At 64.1% G+C, this 19,968-nt stretch carries 18 protein-coding genes and 1 other RNA gene; 12 read left to right on the top strand and 7 right to left on the bottom strand.

Going from position 1 to position 19,968, the window contains the following annotated elements:
• The first annotated feature begins 88 nt into the window (after positions 1–88).
• A complete protein-coding gene (locus HV823_RS14245; RefSeq protein WP_425487665.1) occupies positions 89–3,790 on the top strand; it encodes an AsmA family protein in 3,702 nt (1,233 codons plus the stop codon).
• 127 nt (positions 3,791–3,917) lie between these two features.
• Here the strand turns inward: HV823_RS14245 and HV823_RS14240 are convergent, their stop codons facing one another.
• The 4 genes from HV823_RS14240 to ssrA form a co-directional block, all read right to left on the bottom strand.
• On the bottom strand, positions 3,918–4,148 hold the full coding sequence (locus tag HV823_RS14240; RefSeq protein ID WP_176950579.1) for a ribbon-helix-helix domain-containing protein: 231 nt from the start codon (positions 4,146–4,148) through the stop codon (positions 3,918–3,920).
• An 88-nt stretch (positions 4,149–4,236) separates the two neighbouring features.
• Complete coding sequence (locus HV823_RS14235; RefSeq protein WP_176950395.1) at positions 4,237–4,422, bottom strand: DUF4169 family protein; 186 nt, start codon at positions 4,420–4,422, stop codon at positions 4,237–4,239.
• Between the two features lie 14 nt (positions 4,423–4,436).
• A complete protein-coding gene (locus HV823_RS14230; protein ID WP_176950394.1) occupies positions 4,437–4,946 on the bottom strand; it encodes an SspB family protein in 510 nt (169 codons plus the stop codon).
• Between the two features lie 175 nt (positions 4,947–5,121).
• Positions 5,122–5,478: a transfer-messenger RNA gene (ssrA, locus tag HV823_RS14225) on the bottom strand.
• Between the two features lie 160 nt (positions 5,479–5,638).
• Between ssrA and HV823_RS14220 the strand changes: the two genes are divergently transcribed.
• The 8 genes from HV823_RS14220 to HV823_RS14185 all read left to right on the top strand — a co-directional run bounded on the left by HV823_RS14220 (position 5,639) and on the right by HV823_RS14185 (position 12,381).
• The gene (locus HV823_RS14220; RefSeq protein ID WP_176950393.1) at positions 5,639–5,950 is read left to right on the top strand and encodes a DUF2853 family protein; all 312 of its coding nucleotides are present in this window, start codon (positions 5,639–5,641) and stop codon (positions 5,948–5,950) included.
• Positions 5,951–6,078: 128 nt separating this feature from the next.
• Positions 6,079–6,873: a thymidylate synthase gene (locus tag HV823_RS14215; RefSeq protein ID WP_176950392.1), complete on the top strand. Its 795-nt coding sequence runs from the start codon at positions 6,079–6,081 to the stop codon at positions 6,871–6,873.
• A gap of 29 nt (positions 6,874–6,902) precedes the next feature.
• Complete coding sequence (locus HV823_RS14210; protein ID WP_176950391.1) at positions 6,903–7,490, top strand: glutathione S-transferase family protein; 588 nt, start codon at positions 6,903–6,905, stop codon at positions 7,488–7,490.
• Positions 7,491–7,523: 33 nt separating this feature from the next.
• Positions 7,524–8,045, top strand: coding sequence for a dihydrofolate reductase (locus HV823_RS14205; protein WP_176950390.1), 522 nt, complete (start codon positions 7,524–7,526; stop codon positions 8,043–8,045).
• 167 nt (positions 8,046–8,212) lie between these two features.
• Complete coding sequence (gene hflK / locus HV823_RS14200; protein ID WP_176950389.1) at positions 8,213–9,334, top strand: FtsH protease activity modulator HflK; 1,122 nt, start codon at positions 8,213–8,215, stop codon at positions 9,332–9,334.
• Positions 9,334–10,269 (top strand): protease modulator HflC, encoded by a 936-nt coding sequence (gene hflC, locus HV823_RS14195; protein ID WP_176950388.1) that lies wholly within the window; start codon positions 9,334–9,336, stop codon positions 10,267–10,269. Before hflK ends, hflC begins: the two co-directional genes overlap by 1 nt.
• Positions 10,270–10,279: 10 nt before the next feature.
• Positions 10,280–10,465, top strand: coding sequence for a DUF2065 domain-containing protein (locus HV823_RS14190; protein WP_176950387.1), 186 nt, complete (start codon positions 10,280–10,282; stop codon positions 10,463–10,465).
• 311 nt (positions 10,466–10,776) lie between these two features.
• Positions 10,777–12,381 (top strand): DegQ family serine endoprotease, encoded by a 1,605-nt coding sequence (locus HV823_RS14185; RefSeq protein WP_176950386.1) that lies wholly within the window; start codon positions 10,777–10,779, stop codon positions 12,379–12,381.
• An 85-nt stretch (positions 12,382–12,466) separates the two neighbouring features.
• On the opposite strand, the gene HV823_RS14180 is transcribed toward HV823_RS14185, so the two are convergent.
• A complete protein-coding gene (locus tag HV823_RS14180) occupies positions 12,467–13,063 on the bottom strand; it encodes a GNAT family N-acetyltransferase (RefSeq protein WP_176950385.1) in 597 nt (198 codons plus the stop codon).
• Entirely contained in the window at positions 13,060–13,959 is a 900-nt protein-coding gene (serB, locus tag HV823_RS14175) for a phosphoserine phosphatase SerB (protein WP_176950384.1), read from the bottom strand. Before serB ends, HV823_RS14180 begins: the two co-directional genes overlap by 4 nt.
• Here serB and miaA point away from each other — a divergent pair.
• On the top strand, positions 13,958–14,872 hold the full coding sequence (miaA, locus tag HV823_RS14170) for a tRNA (adenosine(37)-N6)-dimethylallyltransferase MiaA (protein ID WP_425487664.1): 915 nt from the start codon (positions 13,958–13,960) through the stop codon (positions 14,870–14,872). The genes serB and miaA overlap by 2 nt on opposite strands.
• 89 nt (positions 14,873–14,961) lie before the next feature.
• Here the strand turns inward: miaA and HV823_RS14165 are convergent, their stop codons facing one another.
• Positions 14,962–17,043: an ATP-binding protein gene (locus HV823_RS14165; protein ID WP_176950382.1), complete on the bottom strand. Its 2,082-nt coding sequence runs from the start codon at positions 17,041–17,043 to the stop codon at positions 14,962–14,964.
• 347 nt (positions 17,044–17,390) lie between these two features.
• Here HV823_RS14165 and HV823_RS14160 point away from each other — a divergent pair, with 347 nt between their 5' ends.
• Together HV823_RS14160 and ilvN are read left to right on the top strand one after the other, a co-directional pair.
• The gene (locus HV823_RS14160) at positions 17,391–19,169 is read left to right on the top strand and encodes an acetolactate synthase 3 large subunit (protein ID WP_176950381.1); all 1,779 of its coding nucleotides are present in this window, start codon (positions 17,391–17,393) and stop codon (positions 19,167–19,169) included.
• A 21-nt stretch (positions 19,170–19,190) separates the two neighbouring features.
• Positions 19,191–19,763, top strand: coding sequence for an acetolactate synthase small subunit (ilvN, locus tag HV823_RS14155; protein WP_097139528.1), 573 nt, complete (start codon positions 19,191–19,193; stop codon positions 19,761–19,763).
• The last annotated feature ends 205 nt before the right edge of the window (positions 19,764–19,968 follow it).

Below are 19,968 nucleotides of genomic sequence, written 5' to 3'. Positions count from 1 at the left end.
CGAATGCGCGAAGGACGTGCGTTGGGCCGGATTCTGGCGGCAGACGATTGAAGTAGATGTCGGGATTGACGGCGTGCTCTCACGAGTGATGTTGGCGGTAGGTGGTCTGGTGGTTCTGGCGCTGTTTGCAGCGCTGCTTGCCCCGTACTTCATCGACTGGACCGGTTTCCGGCAGGATTTCGAGCGCGAGGCAAGCCGCATAGTCGGCCGCAAGGTGGTCGTCCACGGAACTGTCGATGCCCGCCTCATTCCCTTCCCCTCCGTTACGCTGCACGACGTACGCGTCGGCGAGGAGGAGGAGGGGGCGGAGCCGATCGTCACCATAGACCGCTTTTCCATGGACGCGGAGCTGGCGCCGTTTCTCAGTGGCGAGGCGCTGATCTTCGACATGCGCATCGACGGGCCGAAGGTGCGCCTGACGCTGCTTTCCGACGGCACGCTGGACTGGGCGCGCGGCCGCCGCTCCGATATCCCGGCCAAGACCGTGGTTCTGGAAAACGTCTCGGTAACCGGCGGCGAGATCGAGTTCGTCGACGAGCAGGCCGGGCGCACGCGCCGCCTTGCCGACCTCAACGCACAGATGTCTGCACGTTCGCTGACCGGTCCGTGGCGCATCGACGGGCGGGGGACGCTCGACGGTAATCCCGGTGCGTTTCAGGTTTCCACCGGCCAGCTCGACGAGCGTGGCACGCTGAAAGTGAAGACGCGGATCGTTCCCGACCAGATCGCCTTTAGCGCCGATCTCGACGGCGATCTGAAGGTCGTCGACTTCAAGCCGCAATATGGCGGTACCTTCGTGCTGTCGGAGAAGCGGCCGGCGAACGAGAACCCGCAGCCGAATGCGCTCCGGATCAACGGCGATTTCGAGCTTTCGAACGAGCGCGTGCGGGTGCCCAAATACGAGCTGGCGGCAGGCGACCCCTCCGATCCCTATATCGTCACCGGGGAAGCGACGCTCGATACCGGCAAGAGCCCCGAATTCCTGCTGATCGCCGACGGCCAGCAGATCGACGTCAGCCGGATCGGGCGCAACGGCGAACAGGGCAAGACCGGCCGCAATGCCGAAGTTTCCGCGCGCCAACGGCTCAACAATCTTCTCTCCATCCTTGCAGATATTCCAATTCCGCAGGTGCCGGGACGCGCCAGCCTCAAATTGCCGGCGATCGTCATCGGGGACACGACCGTGCGCGAAGTGCTCCTGGACGTCGAGCCGGACGGCGACGGCTGGAAGGTTGCGCGCGGCACGGCGCAGTTTCCCGGCCGAACCGCAGTCGATGCCAAGGGAAGGCTGACGCTGAAAGGCCATCGTGCCTTCAACGGCGATCTGCTCGTCGCATCGAACCAGCCTTCCGGCCTTGCCGCTTGGCTGGCGGGCTCGGTGGACCCGGAAATTCGCCGCCTGCGCAGCGCCGGCTTTGCCGCCGAGGTGGAACTGACCGACGAGTTGCAGCGCTTCGAAAAGCTGGAGATCGCCGCCGGCGGTGCGTCGCTGACGGGGCGGATCGAACGCGAATCGCGCGCCGGCGAGGCGCCGACGCTGTCTGTTGAACTGGCCGGCAACAGCGTCGAGATCGAGACGCTTCGCGCGCTGACCGGGCTGATCGCCGGCGAGGCTTCCGCCGATACGCTCTTGCGCCACTCGATCGCCGTTGCGCTGAAAGCGGACCGTTTCACCGCCTTCGGGGAAGAGGCGGAAGGGGTCGATGCCAAGCTGTCGTTGAGGAACGGCGAGCTCGATGTCAACAGGCTCGACGTCGCTTCGCTCGCGGGGGCTGCGGTTTCCGTCCGGGGGCAGATCGGCGGCACGCTTGCCACGCCCTCGGCGGGGCTTGACCTGATGTTGCGCGCCGGGCAGATGCGTCCCGTGCTTGAGCTGCTGTCGCGGCACCTTCCGTCTTATCCGGTGCTTGCGCGCCTCGTCACCGGCGCCGGCTACTATGACGATGCGGACCTCAAGGTCACGCTGGCCCTGCCGGGTGACCGGAGCGGCCCGCTGGGGCTGATTGTTGCCGGGACGGCCAATGGCGGAAGCGTGGATGCGCGCATTTCGGCTGCGAATTTCGGCGATTTTTTGGACGGGGCCAACATCGAGGGCCAGGCGACGCTCGCCAATCCGCGCACCGTCGTGCTTGCCGGGCAACTCGGTCTGCAGCCTCTGCCCTTCGATGGCGAGGCCGACGGGGTGGTGGCCGTCAAGTTCTCGCAGCCGAAGACCGGCCCCGGCGATCTCTCATTCGCCTTTACGGCCGGCAGTACCTCGATTGCAATCGACGGCAACGCCGAACTTTCCGCCGAACGCTTCCTTCAAGGCAATCTTGCGATCTCGGTCGAGTCTGCCGACCTTGAGCCCTACCTGCTGATGAACGATATCGTGCTGCCGCAGACCGGCGCCGGGCTTCCGGTGGCGCTCAGGGCGCGGGCTGCGATTGGCGGGGATGCCATCCAGCTGACGGATATCGGCGGCACGGTCGACCGCAACGGCGTTTCCGGTAAACTGCGCATCGACCGGACGGCAGCAATGCCGAAGGCGACGGGTGCGCTCGCCTTCGATACGCTGGATCTTGCCTGGCTTGCGGAGGGGATCCTCGGGCCGATCGAGAGCGCGGACGGCAACGGGTTCAGCGCGGAGGCCGTGGCAAGCCCCGCACGCGAGAACGCCGAGGTGAACGTCCAATTGACGGCGGCCCGGTTCTGGACGGGCTTTTACGGGCCGGTCGAGAATTTTGCGGCAAAGCTCGCCTGGACGGGGGGAGACATCGCGCTGGACGACGTCGGCGGCGACTGGCTGGGCGGAAAGCTCGGCGGCCGCTTCAAGCTTTCGAATGCCGGTACGACCGGCCTCCTGGAAACGCGCCTGACGCTGTCGGGCGCCGATGTATCGCAGATGGTCTGGTCAGCCGCGGGCATTCCTGTGGCGGAAGGCCGCGGCGACGTCACCCTTGCGCTCGACGCTTCCGGCGAGAGCGCGGCGTCGATGATCGCGGCCGCCAGCGGTTCGGGTGAGGTGCGTCTCAACGGATTGAAACTGCGCGGCCTGCGAAGCGACGGCTTCGGGGCGATCCTGGCTGCGGCGGATGCGACGGAAGGGGACATCACCGAAAGCCGTTCCGAGGCGATTGCGCGTGAAGAGACGCTCGGCGGCGACGTGCTGCTCGGCGCCGTGAACATTCCCTTCACGATCGCCTCCGGCAAGCTTCGCGCCGATGCGGTGACGGGTACGGACGGTGCTGCGACCTTCAGCGGCGCCGTCGAAATCAATCTGGCCGACCGAATGCTCGCGGGGCAGTTGGGGATGCGGCTGCGCGCCGGCGAGGAAGCCATGGCCGGCGGCGAGCCCGAGGTGACGCTCTTCTTCGACGGACCGATCGCAGCGCCCAGGATGCGCCTCGATGCCCAGCCGCTCGGCAACTACCTGTCGCTGCGGCGGTTCGAGCGGGAGCGGCGACGTGTGGAGATCCTGCAGGCGAGCGTTCTCGAAAAGCAGCGCCTGCGCCGCGAGGCGGCTCTCTACCGGTCCCGCGCGCAGGAACGTGCCGCGATCGCGGAAGCGGCAAGGCTTCGCGCAGCCGAAGAGGAACGCAAACGCGCCGAGGCGCGCAGGCGCGCAGAGCAGATCAGGGCCGAGCAGGCGGCCCGCGCCGAGGCTGAACGCCGTGCGGCCGAGCAGCAGCGTCCGGTGCAGCCCGGCGACGGATTCCGCGTCGATCCGAGCGAGGGCGTCATTCGCGAGCCCCTGCCGCCTATCAACGGCAACAATCTCAATTTCGATGCGCTTCCAGGCGTGAACTGAACAGACTGGCCGCCGTTTCGGCACGCTCTGTCTCGCGCGAAAATGGCTCGTGGAAGAGGGAGCCGCGCTGTCTACACTACGGCCCGGCGATAGGCATGCAGCCCCGCAACAGCCATTGTCCTCGCGCCTATTCGGTCCCGAGTTCGTGCAGGCGCGCCTTCAGCGCTTCGAGGACGTGGACGCGCAGGGCGGAAGAGAGGTTGCTCTCAGGCGGTCGGGCGTCGTCGATCTCTGTCAGCAGAGCCGCAAGGGCGATGCCGCGACTGGCGGCGATCGTCTTCAGTTCCTGCCAGAAGGGTTCTTCCAGCGAGAAGCTGGTGCGGTGGCCGTGGAGTGTAGCGGAGTGCTTGCGGATCAACGCCTCGTGCTCGCAATCCGATTCAGGCTGCTTGCGTTCCGAATCAAAATCTTCCCGCAAGTGCATGAAATTTCTTGTTTGAGGGCGGTCATTCCGGCTTGTCGATCCGGCCCTGGTCCAGCGTCTTTTCCGCCTTGTCGTTCAGGGCGCGGGTGAGGTTCTTCTCGGCCTTCGTGCGGCCGAAGGAAATACGGTTCTGTTCGGCCTGCCGCTCCTTCTCGGAGCGGGCCTTCTGCTTGCGGAACTGGCGGAGATTGACGACGTCGCCGCTCATGCCGCCCCCTTTCCTCAGTTCTTCTTGCGGAACGAGTCGAGCGAGACGACCGAGCCGCCCGGCTTCTTGTCGTCGTCCCCGCCGGTCTTCGCCGTTTCGTCCTCGGTCTTGTCGAGCGGATAGGCGGTGATCTCGGCAGCCGGGGCTTCCTCTTCCTCTTCGTCGACCGCGACGTCGAATTCGAGTTCGAAGCTGACGGAGGGGTCGTAGAAGCCGCGGATGGCGTTGAAGGGTATCACCAGCTTTTCAGGCGTATCGGAGAAGGAAAGGCCGATCTCGAACAGGCTTTCGGTGACCTTGAGCTCCCAGAACTGGTGCTGGATGACGATGGTCATCTGTTCGGGATACTTGGACTTCAGGTGCTGGGAAATCCGCACGCCGGGGGCACCGGTCAGAAAGGTGATGAAGAAATGATGGTCGCCCGGAAGATGGCCCGTTGCCGCCACTTCGCTCAGAACTTTGCGGATGACGCTACGGAGCGCGTCCTGAGCCAGTATGTCATAGCGGATGTGGTCTTGCGCCATCAGAGCCCGTCTTTCTTGTCGTTTCGCATGCTTTGCCGCCTTTTGCCGAAATCGGCGGCCGACGTCAAATGCGATCGGCCTCACCGGCCCGTTCACTACCTGTCGAAAACTCGCAGACGAATGCGACGCGAGTCATCCATTCGACAGCTATAAACCATTTCGAAAGAGGGGAGAAGGTGAAGGCTTCTGTTGCCAGGTGCCTTCGGACCCCGCCTTACAGTGCTACCCGCAAGGACTTGATTTGAAGTGTCGCACCGCGATTAAGCAGCGAGACGTGCTTCAGCATAGTTGTCGTTTGCAACTATAAGTTTAGCCCGATAACGGTGGTACAATGCCGAGCAAAAAGTCGATCTTTACGCCCTTGTCGATCCTATTTCGCCCCCATCAAAAGCCGATCGCGCAGATCGGTTTTTGGTGGAGGCGCCGGGTACCGCCCCCGGGTCCAATGGGTTTATTACACCGCCCGTTTATTGCCATAGCTGCACAAGGCAGCACTCGACATATAAGAGCTTCCGACGCCCAAGAAAAGGTCCTTGTGACAATTCTTTAGCCATTCCGACGAGCCTCCCGGAGAGTGCTACTCCACCAGTGGGCCTCTTTGCGCTTGACTTGCCATTTTTGCGTGAAAAACTGCCGGCATCGGCAAGAGGCGCCGATCCGGTCCCTGGCCCGGCAACTGAAGAGGAGACAGCATGACAGACTATCTCGCAGACGTCCGCAAATACGACAGCGGTGCGGATGAAGCCGTCGTCAAGAAGATCGTAAGCCACCTCGGCATTGCGCTGCGCAACCGCGACTCCGCGCTCGTCTCCTGCTCGGATCCGGAGGAACTGGATCGGGTCAAGGAAAAGTGGTGCGGCAAGAAGCTGGGCATTACCGGCGAGGCGGCCGAGAAGGCTGTGGAGAAGGTCTGCGCCACCATGGCCGACGACCGCTCGAAGTCACGCGTGACATTCTACTATCTTACCGCCAAGGAACTGGACAAGCTCAGCGCGCTCGCCTGAGGGCCGCGCGCATCGCCCGCCGGTCTGCCGCCGGCGGGCCTAAAAGAACTGGAAACTTCCTTTTCCGCATTGGTCGGACGCCGGCCTCGCCCTAGATTAGAAGCAATATCAGAATCGGCGGCCGACACATGAAGCAGTATCTCGACCTTCTCAGCCACGTGATTACCAACGGTACCGACCGTTCGGACCGGACGGGCACGGGCACGCGCTCGGTCTTCGGCTACCAGATGCGCTTTGATCTTTCCGAGGGCTTTCCGGTTCTGACGACGAAGAAGCTGCATCTGCGCTCGATCATTCACGAACTGCTCTGGTTCCTGAAGGGCGACACGAACATCGCCTACCTGCGCGAAAACGGCGTCACCATCTGGGACGAGTGGGCGGACGAGAACGGTGATCTCGGTCCGGTCTACGGCTACCAGTGGAGGTCCTGGCCGGCGCCGGACGGGCGACACATCGACCAGATCGCCGGCCTGGTGGAAGCGATCCGCAAGAACCCCCATTCGCGCCGTCATATCGTGTCGGCATGGAATCCGGCTCTGGTGGACGAGATGGCGCTGCCGCCGTGCCACTGCCTCTTCCAGTTCTACGTCAGCGACGGCCGGCTCTCCTGCCAGCTCTACCAGCGTTCTGCCGACATCTTCCTCGGCGTGCCCTTCAATATCGCCTCCTATGCGCTTCTGACGATGATGGTGGCGCAGGTCACAGACCTGATCCCCGGCGATTTCGTTCACACGCTTGGCGACGCCCATATCTATTCGAACCACTTCGAGCAGGCGGAACAGCAGCTTGGGCGCAAGCCGAAGCCATTGCCGTTCATGAAGATCAATCCGGAGGTGAAGGATCTCTTCGGCTTCCGCTACGAAGACTTCGAGCTTGTCGGCTATGAGGCCGATGCAAGCATCAAGGCGCCGATTGCCGTCTAGCGGCAGACGGGCCGGCAGAGGAGGAAGCCATGCTGACGCTCGTTCACGCGCCGCGATCGCGGTCGTTTCGCATGCTCTGGCTTTTGGAGGAACTCGGCGCGGACTATGACATACGCAAGGTGGGCATTCGGCGCGCCGACGGTTCAGGTGGGCCGGATGCGAACAATCCGCACCCGCATGCCCAGGTCCCGGCGCTGCTGCATGACGGCGTCCTGGTGACGGAGACGACGGCGATCGCACTCTACCTGACCGACCTTTTCCCCGGCTGCGAGATGGGACGGGACATCGGTACTTTGGAGCGCGGCCCTTATCTTTCCTGGCTGTCCTACTACGCCGGCGTCGGCGAGCCCTCGGCGGTTGCGCAGATGACCGGCTGGACTTCGACGAACGCGGAGGCCGCGCGGACCTACAAGGCGATGTCGGAGCGCTTCATCGCGACCTTGACGCAGCATCCCTACCTGCTCGGCGAGCGGCCGTGTTCGGTCGACGTCATTCTGGCGAGTTCGCTGATGTGGTTTCGCGCCATCCTGCCCGAAAGCGCTGCGATCGACGCCTATGTCGCCCGCATGGCGGCAAGGCCCGCACTGGCCCGCGCGCAGGCGCGCGACGACGCGTAGAATGCGGCTGGCGCAGCGAAAAGAGGGATGGACATGAGTGAACCCAAGATCGTTCTGGTGGTGGCGGCGGCGCTGAACGGCGTGATCGGGCGTGACGGCGATCTGCCCTGGCGGCTGCCGTCGGACCTGAAACGCTTCAAGCAGGTGACGATCGGCAAGCCCGTGGTCATGGGGCGCAGGACGTACCAGTCGATCGGCAAGCCGCTACCGGGCCGGCCGAACATCGTCGTTACCCGCGACACCGCCTTTCGCCCGGACGGGGTGATCGTCGCCCGGTCGCTGGACGAGGCGCTCGTCTATGCTCGCCGCGAGGCGCAGGCGCTCGGCGTCGACGAAATCTGCATCATCGGTGGTGGCGACATCTATCGGCAGACGATCGCAACCGCCGATGTCGTGTACCTCACCCAGGTTCAGGCGGAGGTGGAAGGGGATACCCGCTTCCCCGATATTGATCCCGCAGTCTTCGAGATTGCCCAGGAAGAGGAAATCCCGCAGGGCGAGAAGGACAGTCACGGCATGCATTTTCTGACCTATGTCAGGCGGTCCGACGGCTGATTTGCCCCTCTAAGGGCCTGTTCACGAACTATTTTGCCGCATTTGCCCGGAAGTTAGACCCGCTCCGTTGAAAGCGGCATGGGGGATACATATAACGGGTTCACATCGTGTGCCCGGGGGAGACTTCGCGTGCATGAGAGCGGGAGTATCCAGAGAAAGAGGTATTGATGCCCTGGAGCAATCAAAACGGCGGCGGCGGCCCTTGGGGGGGCGGCGGCGGCGGCAACAATCAGGGACCATGGGGGCAGGGACCGAACCGCCCGCGCGGCGGCGGTAGCGGCAGCGGTGGTCCGCCGGATCTCGAAGAGATCATCCGGCGTGGACAGAACCAGCTGAAAAACGTGGTTCCCGGTGGCTTCAACGGCGGCATCTTCGTCATCGCGGCGCTTCTGATCGGCGTCTTCTGGCTGATGAACTCGATCTATACCGTCCAGCCGGACGAACGCGGCGTGGAGCTGCGCTTCGGCAAGCCGAAGGACGAGATCTCGATGCCCGGCCTGCACTTCCATTTCTGGCCGTTCGAGACTGTGGAGATGGTGACGATCACCGAGCAGCAGCAGAACATCGGCCGCCGCGGTGCGGCCGTAAATGCCGAAGACAGCGGGTTGATGCTTTCGGGCGACCAGAACATCGTGAACGTGCAGTTCTCGGTGCTCTATTCGATCACCGATCCGCGCGCCTATCTGTTCAACCTGGAAAACCCGTCCGCCACCCTGCAGCAGGTCTCCGAAAGCGCGATGCGCGAGGTCGTGGGCCGGCGCCCGGCGCAGGACATCTTCCGCGACAACCGTCAGGCTATCGCCGAAGCGGTCAAGGCCACGATCCAGTCGACGATGGATGAATACGGTTCGGGTATCTCGATCAATACGGTTGCGATCGAAGATGCGGCCCCGCCGCGCGAAGTCGCCGACGCGTTCGACGAAGTGCAGCGTGCCGAGCAGGACGAGGACCGCTTCGTCGAAGAGGCGAACCAGTACTCCAACCAGAAGCTCGGTCTCGCCCGCGGTCAGGCCGCACAGATCCGCGAAGAAGCCGCCGCCTACAAGAACCGCGTCGTCAACGAGGCGGAAGGTGAGGCGCAGCGCTTCATTTCGATCTACGATCAGTACAAGCTCGCGCCCGACGTGACCCGTCAGCGCATGTTCCTTGAAACCATGGAGGGCGTCCTGAAGGGCTCCAAGACCGTCGTCATCGACGAAAAGCAGGGCGGACAGGGCGTCGTTCCCTTCCTGCCGCTCAATGAGCTCGGCAGGACCACGCCGGCCCAGCAGCAGGGAGGCACGCAATAATGGGTAACCGTTTGCCTGCCATCCTCATCGGCCTCGCCGTCGTGCTTTTCCTCGCCTATTCGTCGATCTTCGTCGTGAATGCCCGCCAGCAGGCGGTCGTCGTCCGCTTCGGTGAGATCCAGTCGGTCAAGACGGAGCCGGGCCTGTACTTCAAGCTGCCGTTCGCCTTCATGGATGCGGACCGGGTGCAGTTCGTGTCCGATCAGGCGCTTCGCTTCGACCTGGACAACATCCGCGTGCAGGTTTCGGGCGGCAAGTTCTATGAGGTCGATGCCTTCGTCGTCTACCACATCAGCGACGCCCGCCGCTTCCGGGAGGCCGTTTCGGCCGACCGCGATGCGGCCGAGGCACGGCTGCGCACCCGACTCGATGCAGCACTTCGCCGCGTCTACGGTCTGCGCGGTTTCGAGGCGGCCCTTTCGGACGAGCGTGCGTCGATGATGCGCGAGGTCCGCAACGAGCTGGCTCAGGACGCCCAGAACCTCGGGCTGACGATCACCGACGTGCGCATCCGCCGCACCGACCTGACGCAGGAAGTCTCGCAGCAGACCTTCGAGCGCATGAAGGCCGAGCGTCTTGCCGAAGCCGAGCTCATCCGCGCCCGCGGTAACGAGCGCGGCCAGACCCGCCGGGCCGTCGCCGACCGCCAGGTCGTCGAGATCGTGGCGGAAGCACAGCGCGAGTCGGAGATCATCCGCGGTCAGGGCGATGCCGAACGCAACCGTGTCTTCGGCGAGGCGTTTGAACGCGATCCGGCGTTCTTCGCCTTCTATCGTTCGATGGAGGCCTATCGTCAGAGTCTCGGTGTCAGCGACACGACGCTGGTACTGTCGCCGGATTCGGAATTCTTCCGCTATTTCGGCAACCTCAACGGCCCGTCGCAGCCCGGTGCCGCGGCTCCGGCCGCACCGACAGCGCCCGCACCGGCAAACTGAGGCCGGTGCTATGGCGGATCTCCTGACGGGATTCGCGTTCTTTCTGGTTATCGAGGGGCTGGCGTACGCGCTGGCCCCTTCGTTTTTGAAGCGCCTGGCGGCGGTTCTTCCCGCCGTTCCCGAGGCGCATCTGAGGATCGCCGGCCTCCTCGCCATTGCCAGCGGCGTCGGGTTGGTCTGGTTGGTTCGCGGGTGAAGAAGCATCGTACGGATCTCGCTCACGATGCGCAGGGGCCAATCGGGTGAAGCGAGCACCCTTCATGCGCTGCTGAAGCGCTCGCGAGTTCCAGGCCGCCGTCCGGGTTTCACGCTTGCGCTGTCGATGATTTGATGAACGGCCGTGGAACGAACGATATAAGGTGTCATCTGCTGCTGGCCTCCTGCCGGCGAATCACCGAGATGTCACAGGCGAAGGCCTGCGCGACGCGGCCAGCATTCCGGCTATCCGCATTTCCGCCTCATCCGTGGCGAAGATGACGACCAGGACAAAGCGAAAGGACAGTGCAGATGGCATCGAGCAGCAGGTCACGACAGATGGGCACGCGGGTGCTGGCGACGGCTCTTTCGGCACTGCTCGCAAGCACAGGGATGCTGCCCGCAACCGCTCGTGCGCAAGCTCAGATCCAGCCTCCAGATCAGGCCCAGGTGCAGGCTCAAGTCCAGCCGCAAAAGCTGGCGCAGCAGCCGCAAACGCCGCTGCAGTCGCCGCTCCAGGTTCCGCAGGGGCCGCAGTCCGTGGCCGACCTGGCCGAACGCCTTCTCGGTGCCGTGGTAAATATCTCGACCTCCCAGAACGTGAAGTCCGACGACGATGCGCCGGCGCCGCAGGTGCCGGAAGGCTCGCCCTTCCAGGACTTCTTCGACGAGTTCTTCAAGGGCGAGGAAGGCGAGGGCGGAAGCCCGCGCACCGTCAATTCGCTCGGCTCCGGTTTCGTCATCGATCCGACCGGCTTCATCGTCACCAACAACCACGTGATTGAGGGCGCCGACGACATCGAGGCGAACTTCGCCGACGGTTCCAAGCTCAAGGCGAAGCTCGTCGGCGTGGACAGCAAGACGGATCTGGCGCTGCTGAAGGTCGAGCCCAAGAGCCCGCTCGTCGCCGTGCCGTTCGGCGATTCCCGCCAGATGCGCATCGGCGACTGGGTAATGGCGATCGGTAATCCGTTCGGGCTTGGCGGCTCGGTGTCGGTCGGCATCATCTCCGCGCGGGGGCGCAACATCAATGCCGGGCCCTACGACAACTTCATCCAGACGGACGCGGCCATCAACCGCGGCAATTCCGGCGGCCCGCTGTTCAATATGAAGGGTGAGGTTATAGGCATCAACACGGCCATCATCTCGCCGTCCGGCGGTTCGATCGGCATCGGCTTTTCCGTGCCGACGGAACTCGCCGAGAACGTCATCATGCAGCTTAGGGAATTCGGGGAGACGCGGCGCGGCTGGCTCGGCGTACGCATCCAGCCGGTTACGGACGACATCGCCGAGAGCCTCGGAATGGCGACCGCGAAGGGCGCGCTGGTCGCCGGCGTCATCAAGGACGGACCGGTTGACAACGGCGTGATCAAGACCGGTGACGTGATCGTCCGCTTCGACGGCAAGGAGGTCGACGAGATGCGCGACCTGCCGCGCGTCGTGGCCGAAAGCCCCGTCGGAAAGGCCGTGGATGTCGTAGTCATCCGCGACGGCAAGGAGGTCAACGTCAAGGTGACGCTCGGCCGCCTCGAGGACGGAGAAAAGCTTGCGGAGAACGAGGCCCAGTCGGACGAGGACAAGGGCAGCGACAAGTCTCAAGCCGAACCCGGGAAGCCTGCGCCGGTGATCCTCGGCATGACGCTTGGCGCGCTGGATGAGGCGGCTCGCAAGACCTATTCGATCGTCGATACCGTCAAGGGTGTCGTCGTCACCGCCGTGGACGAGACGTCGGCAGCGGCCGAGCGACGGATCCAGGCAGGCGACGTGATCGTGGAGATCGGTCAGGAAGCCGTGTCGAGCCCGGAGGACGTGTCCAAGCGTATCGCGGAGCTGAAATCCCAGGACCGCCGGAACGCGCTTCTGATGATCGCCGACAAGACGGGCGCGTTGCGCTTCGTTACCGTTCGGATCGAATAGATAGTCTTTCAAATCAACGGATTGCAGGCGAGGGCGGTGAAGGTGATTCACTGCCCTCGCATTTTGATTCAACGTCGGACTTCGCTCAATGCGCCTGCGAGACCATGCTTGCCGGTCGCCTCGTCTGCCATTCCGATCGGGTAATGGCATAGAGCGCGTGGCGGATCAGGTGCGGATGGCTGTCGGGCACGCGCGGATGATCGAAGTCGCGCCCGGGATCGCGCCGCATGCCGATCCGTGTCATGACGGATGTCGAGCGCGCATTGTCGGGGACGGCGAAGGAGACGATCTCCTCCAGCCCGCATCTTTCGAAGCCGTGCGCAAGGAGCGCCGAGGCCGCCTCGGTGACATAACCGTGGCCCCAGTGGGACCGGGCCAGCCGCCAGCCGATCTCGACGGTGCCGTCCGGCAGGAACGGGGCGAGGTCGGTGCGGGCAAGGCCGCAAAAGCCGATGGGCCGGCCGCAGCCACGAAGCGCGATGGCGAAGAAGCCGAAACCGGTATCGCCGATCATGGCGCGGAGGCGATCGAACAATTCGTCGGACTGCGCGCGCGACCGGCGAAAGGGAAAGTAGCGCATCACCTCGGGATCGGAGTTGATCTCGTGAAAGAGATCGCGGTCGCCTTCGATCCAGTTGCGGACCGTCAGCCGGCCCGTCCGGGTGATGACGCCGGTCGTCATGTCTGCGCCGGTATGGCGAAGTCCGACCTGCGGTATCCCTGGATATAGAGGAGTGCCGTCAGGTCGCCGTGATCGATGCGCATCCTGGCCTCGGCCGCCACGGCAGGCTTTGCGTGCAGGGCGACGCCGGCTCCCGAAAGGTGCAGCATGCCGAGGTCGTTGGCGCCGTCGCCGACCGCCATCGCTTCTTCGACCGAGATGCCGAGCCGATCGGAAATGTCCTGAAGCGCGTCAACCTTCGCCTGCTTGCCGAGAATGGGTTCGGCAACTTCGCCGGTGAGCAGCCCGCCGTTCTCCAGCAGGATGTTGGCCCGGTTCTCGTGGAAGCCGAGGCGGGCGGCGATCTTGCCGGTGAAGACGGTGAAGCCGCCGGATACCAGCGCGGTATAGTGGCCGCGGGCCTTCATCGTCGCGATGAGTTCCGGGCCGCCGGGGGTCAGGGTGATGCGCTTGGCGATCACCTCGTCGACGACGGTGATCGGCAGCCCCTTCAACAGGGCCACGCGTTCACGCAGAGCCGGCTCGAAGGCGATCTCGCCGTTCATCGCGCGGGCGGTGATCTCCGAAACGCGCTCCTTCAGGCCGACTTCGGCGGCGAGTTCGTCGATGCATTCCTGCCCGATCATGGTCGAATCCATGTCGGCGATCAGAAGCTTCTTGCGACGCGTTTCAGCCTCCTGGATAACGAGGTCGAGGGGCGCTGTGCCGATGATGGCTGCGATCGCGTCGCGCGCAGTGGCCGCTTCGGTGCCCTCGCGCAGTGCGATGTCGCAGGCAACCCCGTCGGCCAGCCAGTAAAGGCCGGAAGCGTTGACCGCATCCGCGGCCCGCTCGCCGATCTGGGATGCGAGCACCGGATTTGACGGATTGGCGATAAGCGTGGCAACGAGAGCCATGATGAGAATTCCTGAAGGTGACATGGACGCGATCCTGATAACCGGCCCGACGGCAAGCGGCAAGTCCGCGCTGGCCGTAAGGTTGGCGCAGGCGCATGGCGGGGTTGTCGTCAATGCCGACAGCATGCAGGTGTACGACACGCTGAACGTGCTGACGGCGCGCCCGCAGCCGGACGAGATGGGCGGTATCGAACATCTGCTCTACGGCCATATGCCGGCAGGGCAGGCCTTTTCGAGCGGAGAGTGGCTGCGGCAGGCGGCGGACGTCGTCGCGGACCTGCGCCGCAGGTCGAAGCTTCCCGTTTTCGTCGGGGGGACGGGCCTTTATTTCAAGGCGCTGACGGGCGGCCTTTCTGACATGCCGGCAGTGCCGGACGCCCTGCGCCGGAAATGGCGCGCGCGCCTTGCAGAGGAAGGTGCACAGGCCCTGCATGCCGAGCTTGGGCTGCGCGATCCGCAATCGGCCGAGGCCATTCGTGCCAGTGACGGGCAGCGCATCCTGCGCGCGCTGGAAATTCTGGAGGTCAGCGGCCGCTCCATTCGCGACCTGCAAGCCGCCACCGCTCCGGCGGTGATCGAACCGACCCGCGCGCTTAAGATCGTCGTGCTGCCGGAGCGCGCGCTGCTGCACGAGCGCATCGACCGACGCTTTGCGGCCATGCTTCAATCCGGCGCCGTGGACGAGGTTCGTGCGCTTTTGGCGCTGGGCCTTCCACCGGAGATGCCGGTGATGAAGGCGATCGGCGTGCCGCAGATCGCAAGTCTCCTTGCCGGCGCAATAAGCGAGGCCGAAGTCATCGAACGGGGTGCTGCGGCGACGCGGCAATATGCCAAGCGGCAAATGACCTGGTTCCGCAACCAGATGGATGAGAACTGGCTGCGCTGGGACGCGGCGTCACCGTTGCCCTTCTAATAGTGAGCGGGGGCCGCATGTGAGTGGTGCACGGCGAGGCGCCACTCTAAGGCGGCGCTCGATGGCGTGCGAAATCGTTCCGGGTCGTGCTACTTGCGAACGAGGCTACTGAGGGGCTTCTTCAGCAGCTGTTCGCGGATTGAGCCTTCGCGACGGTTCTCGCCGGCCTCGCCGAATGCGGGCCGCGCTGGCCTGCTGGCCTGGGAAGGGCCCGCGTCGTAACCGGCATTCAACTCCCGCCGCAGCGCGTCGAAACGGTCGTGCGCCGAGAGCGGCGAAGGGCCTGCCGGGACACCCGGCAGCATGTCCGGGCGATAGGGCTGGATGTCCGGTTCACTCATCGGGGGCTCGCCATTTGGCGAAACGGGCTGCTCGAAGCGCTGCGTTTCCTGATAGCCGTCCAATCGGTCCAGCCGCGATGGCGCGGGGTCGGCGAAGTTTCCGCGCATCGGCGAGACTTCGTTCTCTGCGGCGAGCACGGAACTCTGGAAGGACGAGATGTCCGGCCCGGAGACCGAGCGCATGCGCCCGACGATAGAGCGCAGATCGACCGTATCGGGCGTATCCTCGCTGGCCTTGACGACGACGCCGTTCGCCTTCGGCAGGCGGCTCTCCGAGACACGAGAGAACTTCATCCGCATCGGCACGGCAACCGCCTCGCCGAATGCGATCGCCTCGCCGTTGCCGATCGAGGAGATGAAGCTCGTCGTGGACGAGGACGAATTCGGGATGGCGGAGCGGATGATCTCCTGGTCCTGGTCGTTGGCAAGCCGCATGGCGAAGACGGTGGAGCACTGCGACAGGATCGTCGGGTCGAGTTCGCCCGGGCGCTGGGTGATGACGCCGAGCGACACGCCGTATTTGCGGCCTTCCTTGGCGATGCGGGCGATTGCCTGCCGGGTCGGCAGGAAGCCGGCACTGGCGTCGGCGGGCACGTAGCGGTGCGCCTCCTCGCAAACGACCAGCATGTGTACACCGCCATTGCTCCACAGGCCGATTTCGAAGGCCATGCGGCAGAGGACGGATGCGACGGAGTTGACCACCTCGGAGGGGATGCCGGCGAGCTGGAACGTGGTGATCGGCCGGCCGTTGCCGGGGATGCGGAAGATTCGCGCGACGGTGTCCAGGATCGTATCGGTGATCGTGTTCGAGGAGAACATGAAGTGATAGCGCGGGTCGTTGATCGCCGACATGATCTTGACCTTCAGCGAGCGAAGGTGCGGCTTTTCTGTCCGCCCCTCGAGCCGGCCGATGCGCTCATCGATTAGCGCCAGCAGGTCGGCGATGCGGAAGGGAACCGGCGTGTCGGCCGTGATCGAGCTCTTTTCGTTGTTGCGGCGCATCAGCCCGGCTTCGCCGGAGCCGCGAAATGCCTTCTTGGCTTCCGGAATGAGGTCGCGCAGCACGTCCATCTCCTCGGGGACGGCCGGCCGGCCGCGGAACACGACCTCGGCGAACTCCTCCAGCTTGAACAGCCAGAACGGCAGGTCGAGCGTGTCCGTCTCGATGACGACCGCGTGGTCGGGGAAGGCGGCTGCGAATTCGTTGTGCGGGTCGAGGATCAGCACGCGCAGCTTCGGATCGGACTGGATCGCCTTGTGCAGGAGCAGCGTGACTGCGGTCGACTTGCCGACGCCGGTCGTGCCCACGATCGCGAAGTGCTTGGACAGCATCGAGGGCACGTGAATGGTGGCGTCCAGCGTCTCGTCCTGCGTCAGCTTGCCGATCACGCAGACGTCACTCATGCCGGTGTCGTAGACCTTGGCGAGGTCGGAGGCGCGGATACGGTGCGCGATCGCGCCGAGATAGGGATAGGCCGAGATGCCGGCGGAAAACTCCTCGCGTCCCTCCGGTCCCATGTGGACCTCGCCGAGAAGCTCGACTTCGACATGAAAGAGGGTGTCGCCGCTCGACGACCAGCTCTGCTGGTCGGTCGCCATGGAATAGACGAGCGCCACGATGCGGTTGTCGCCGACGGAGATGGAGATCAGGCGGCCGACGGACCACAGCTCGGTCAGCGAGGTCTGGCCTTCCTCAGCCACCGCACTGATGGTTGCCCGCGAGCCGCTGCAGGCGACGACGCGTCCCAAGAGACGGTTCCCAGGTGTATCGTCGTCTCGCCGATCCTGTTCGCCGGCCGCCAACGAACGATGAAAATCAGTGTTACGCAACGCCGGCACTCCTTGCCCTTTTGAGGCGAGAATAACAGCGCTCGCTTAACAATGCGTATCCTGGTCGTAGGCCGTACCAGCTTGAACCATTACCGGTTGTCATGCGGTTGTGCCGAAACGAAGCATTCGACGGCGGTTGACGATCACCGCTTTAGCGATTATCAATCCGCCTCATGATTTCGAAGATCGCGAAGATTCTTGTGGTGGGAAGGCGCATGGGCAAGGTGGTGTGACCACCGGGCGAAAGCACCCATGCGCGGTAAGCAGGCTCCGAAAGGGGCCTTTTTTTATGCCCACGATTTCGCTAATCACACTTTCAAACCATGGAAACGAACGGAAACATTCCGATGAGTGGAACTGAGAACCAGATGACGGGCGCCGAAATCGTCCTGCAGGCACTGAAGGACAATGGCGTCGAGCACATCTTCGGCTATCCGGGCGGCGCCGTCCTGCCGATCTACGACGAGATCTTCCAGCAGGACGAGATCCAGCACATCCTCGTGCGCCACGAGCAGGGGGCAGGACATGCCGCCGAAGGCTATGCGCGCTCTACCGGCAAGGTCGGCGTCATGCTGGTGACCTCCGGCCCCGGCGCGACCAACGCCGTCACGCCGCTGCAGGACGCGCTGATGGACTCGATCCCGCTCGTCTGCCTCAGCGGCCAGGTCCCGACCTCGCTGATCGGTTCGGACGCGTTCCAGGAATGCGACACCGTCGGCATCACCCGCCCCTGCACCAAGCACAACTGGCTGGTCAAGGACGTCAACCAGCTGGCGCGCACCATCCACGAGGCCTTCCGTGTCGCCCAGAGCGGGCGTCCCGGCCCGGTCGTCGTCGATATTCCAAAGGACATCCAGTTCGCCACCGGCACCTATGTCCCGCCGTCGATGGTTTCCTCGCAGCACGTCTACGAGCCGAAGGTCCAGGGCGACCTCGACCGGATCCGCGAGGCTGTAGCCCTGATGCAGGGCGCCCGCAAGCCGGTCATCTATTCCGGCGGCGGCGTCGTCAACTCGGGACCCGAGGCTTCGCATCTGCTGCGCGAACTGGTCGAACTGACCGGCTTCCCGATCACGTCGACGCTGATGGGGCTCGGCGCCTATCCCGCGTCCGGCAAGAACTGGCTCGGCATGCTGGGCATGCACGGCACCTACGAGGCGAACATGGCGATGCATGACTGCGACGTCATGGTCTGCATCGGCGCGCGCTTCGATGACCGCATTACCGGCCGCCTGAACGCGTTTTCGCCCAATTCGAAGAAGATCCACATCGATATCGACCCGTCCTCGATCAACAAGAACGTCCGCGTCGACATTCCGATCCTGGGCGACGTCGGCCGCGTCCTCGAAGACATGGTCCGGCTGTGGCGCGCATCCGCCAAGACCGTCGGCAAGGAACACCTCGCCGACTGGTGGACCTCGATCAGCAAGTGGCGTGCGCGCAACTCGCTGGCCTACAAGGCCAACGACGACGTCATCATGCCGCAATACGCAATCCAGCGGCTGTACGAGCTGACCAAGCATCGCGACACCTACATCACCACCGAAGTCGGACAGCACCAGATGTGGGCGGCGCAGTTCTTCGGCTTCGAGCAGCCGAACCGCTGGATGACCTCGGGCGGGCTCGGCACGATGGGCTATGGCCTGCCGGCCGCTCTCGGCGTGCAGATCGCCCATCCCGACGCGCTCGTCATCGACATCGCCGGCGACGCCTCCATCCAGATGTGCATCCAGGAGATGTCCGCTGCGATCCAGTACGAGGCGCCGATCAAGATCTTCATCCTCAACAACCAGTACATGGGGATGGTGCGCCAGTGGCAGCAGCTCTTGCACGGCAACCGGCTGTCGCATTCATACACCGAGGCGATGCCGGACTTCGTCAAGCTCGCCGAAGCGTATGGCGCCGTCGGCCTGCGCTGCGACAAGCCTGCGGATCTCGATGGCGCGATCCAGGAAATGATCGCGGTGAAGAAGCCGGTGATCTTCGATTGCCGTGTCGCCAACCTGGCGAACTGCTTCCCGATGATCCCGTCCGGCAAGGCGCACAACGAGATGCTGTTGCCCGACGAGGCGACGGACGAGGCGGTCGCGAACGCGATCGACGCCAAGGGTCGCCAGCTGGTCTGATATACGGGAGGAAATAAGTCCATGAACGCACATCTTCAGCCGACCGGTTCGGCCTATTTCATCGCTCCCGAGACGCAGGTTTCGGAAAGCCACACGCTATCGGTCCTCGTCGACAACGAGCCGGGCGTCCTTGCCCGCGTCATCGGCCTGTTTTCGGGCCGCGGCTACAACATCGAAAGCCTGACCGTTTCGGAGACGGAGCATCAGGCGCACCTGTCGCGTATCACCATCGTCACGCGCGGCACCCCGCACGTACTCGAGCAGATCAAGGCGCAGCTGGAGCGCATCGTGCCGGTGCACCGGGTCGTCGACCTGACCGTCCGCGCCAAGGACCTCGGCCATGAACGGCCGCTGGAGCGCGAGCTGGCGCTGGTCAAGGTGTCGGGAACCGGCGACCACCGGGTCGAGGCGCTGCGGCTCGCCGACGCCTTCCGCGCATCCGTGATCGACGCCAACACCGAGCACTTCGTCTTCGAGATCACCGGCAAGGTGTCGAAGATCGACCAGTTCATCGCCATCATGAAGCCGCTCGGCCTGATCGAGGTCTGCCGCACCGGCATCGCCGCGATGAACCGCGGCCCGCAGGGGATGTGAGCCAAATTACGATTCAGCCGCTGCCGGCTAAATTTTGCGCTGGTCTGCCCGACTCTTCTCGGGCGGACCGTTGAGCTCAGTTGACGTTACCTTTTTCGGGAATTTTGTTTTCGGCTTTGTCTCGAATTGAATTGCGAGACTTCCGTAAAATTCGTTTTGTTGCCACTCCAATCCTCTGGGACGCTCTCCCTTGTAGAAGCGGACT

The sequence above is a fragment of the Mycoplana rhizolycopersici genome, from assembly GCF_013378445.1.
In the GTDB taxonomy this organism is placed as follows: Bacteria; Pseudomonadota; Alphaproteobacteria; order Rhizobiales; family Rhizobiaceae; genus Mycoplana; species Mycoplana rhizolycopersici.
Note: the sequence above shows the minus strand (reverse complement) of the source record. Positions and strands in the feature narration are given on the sequence as shown.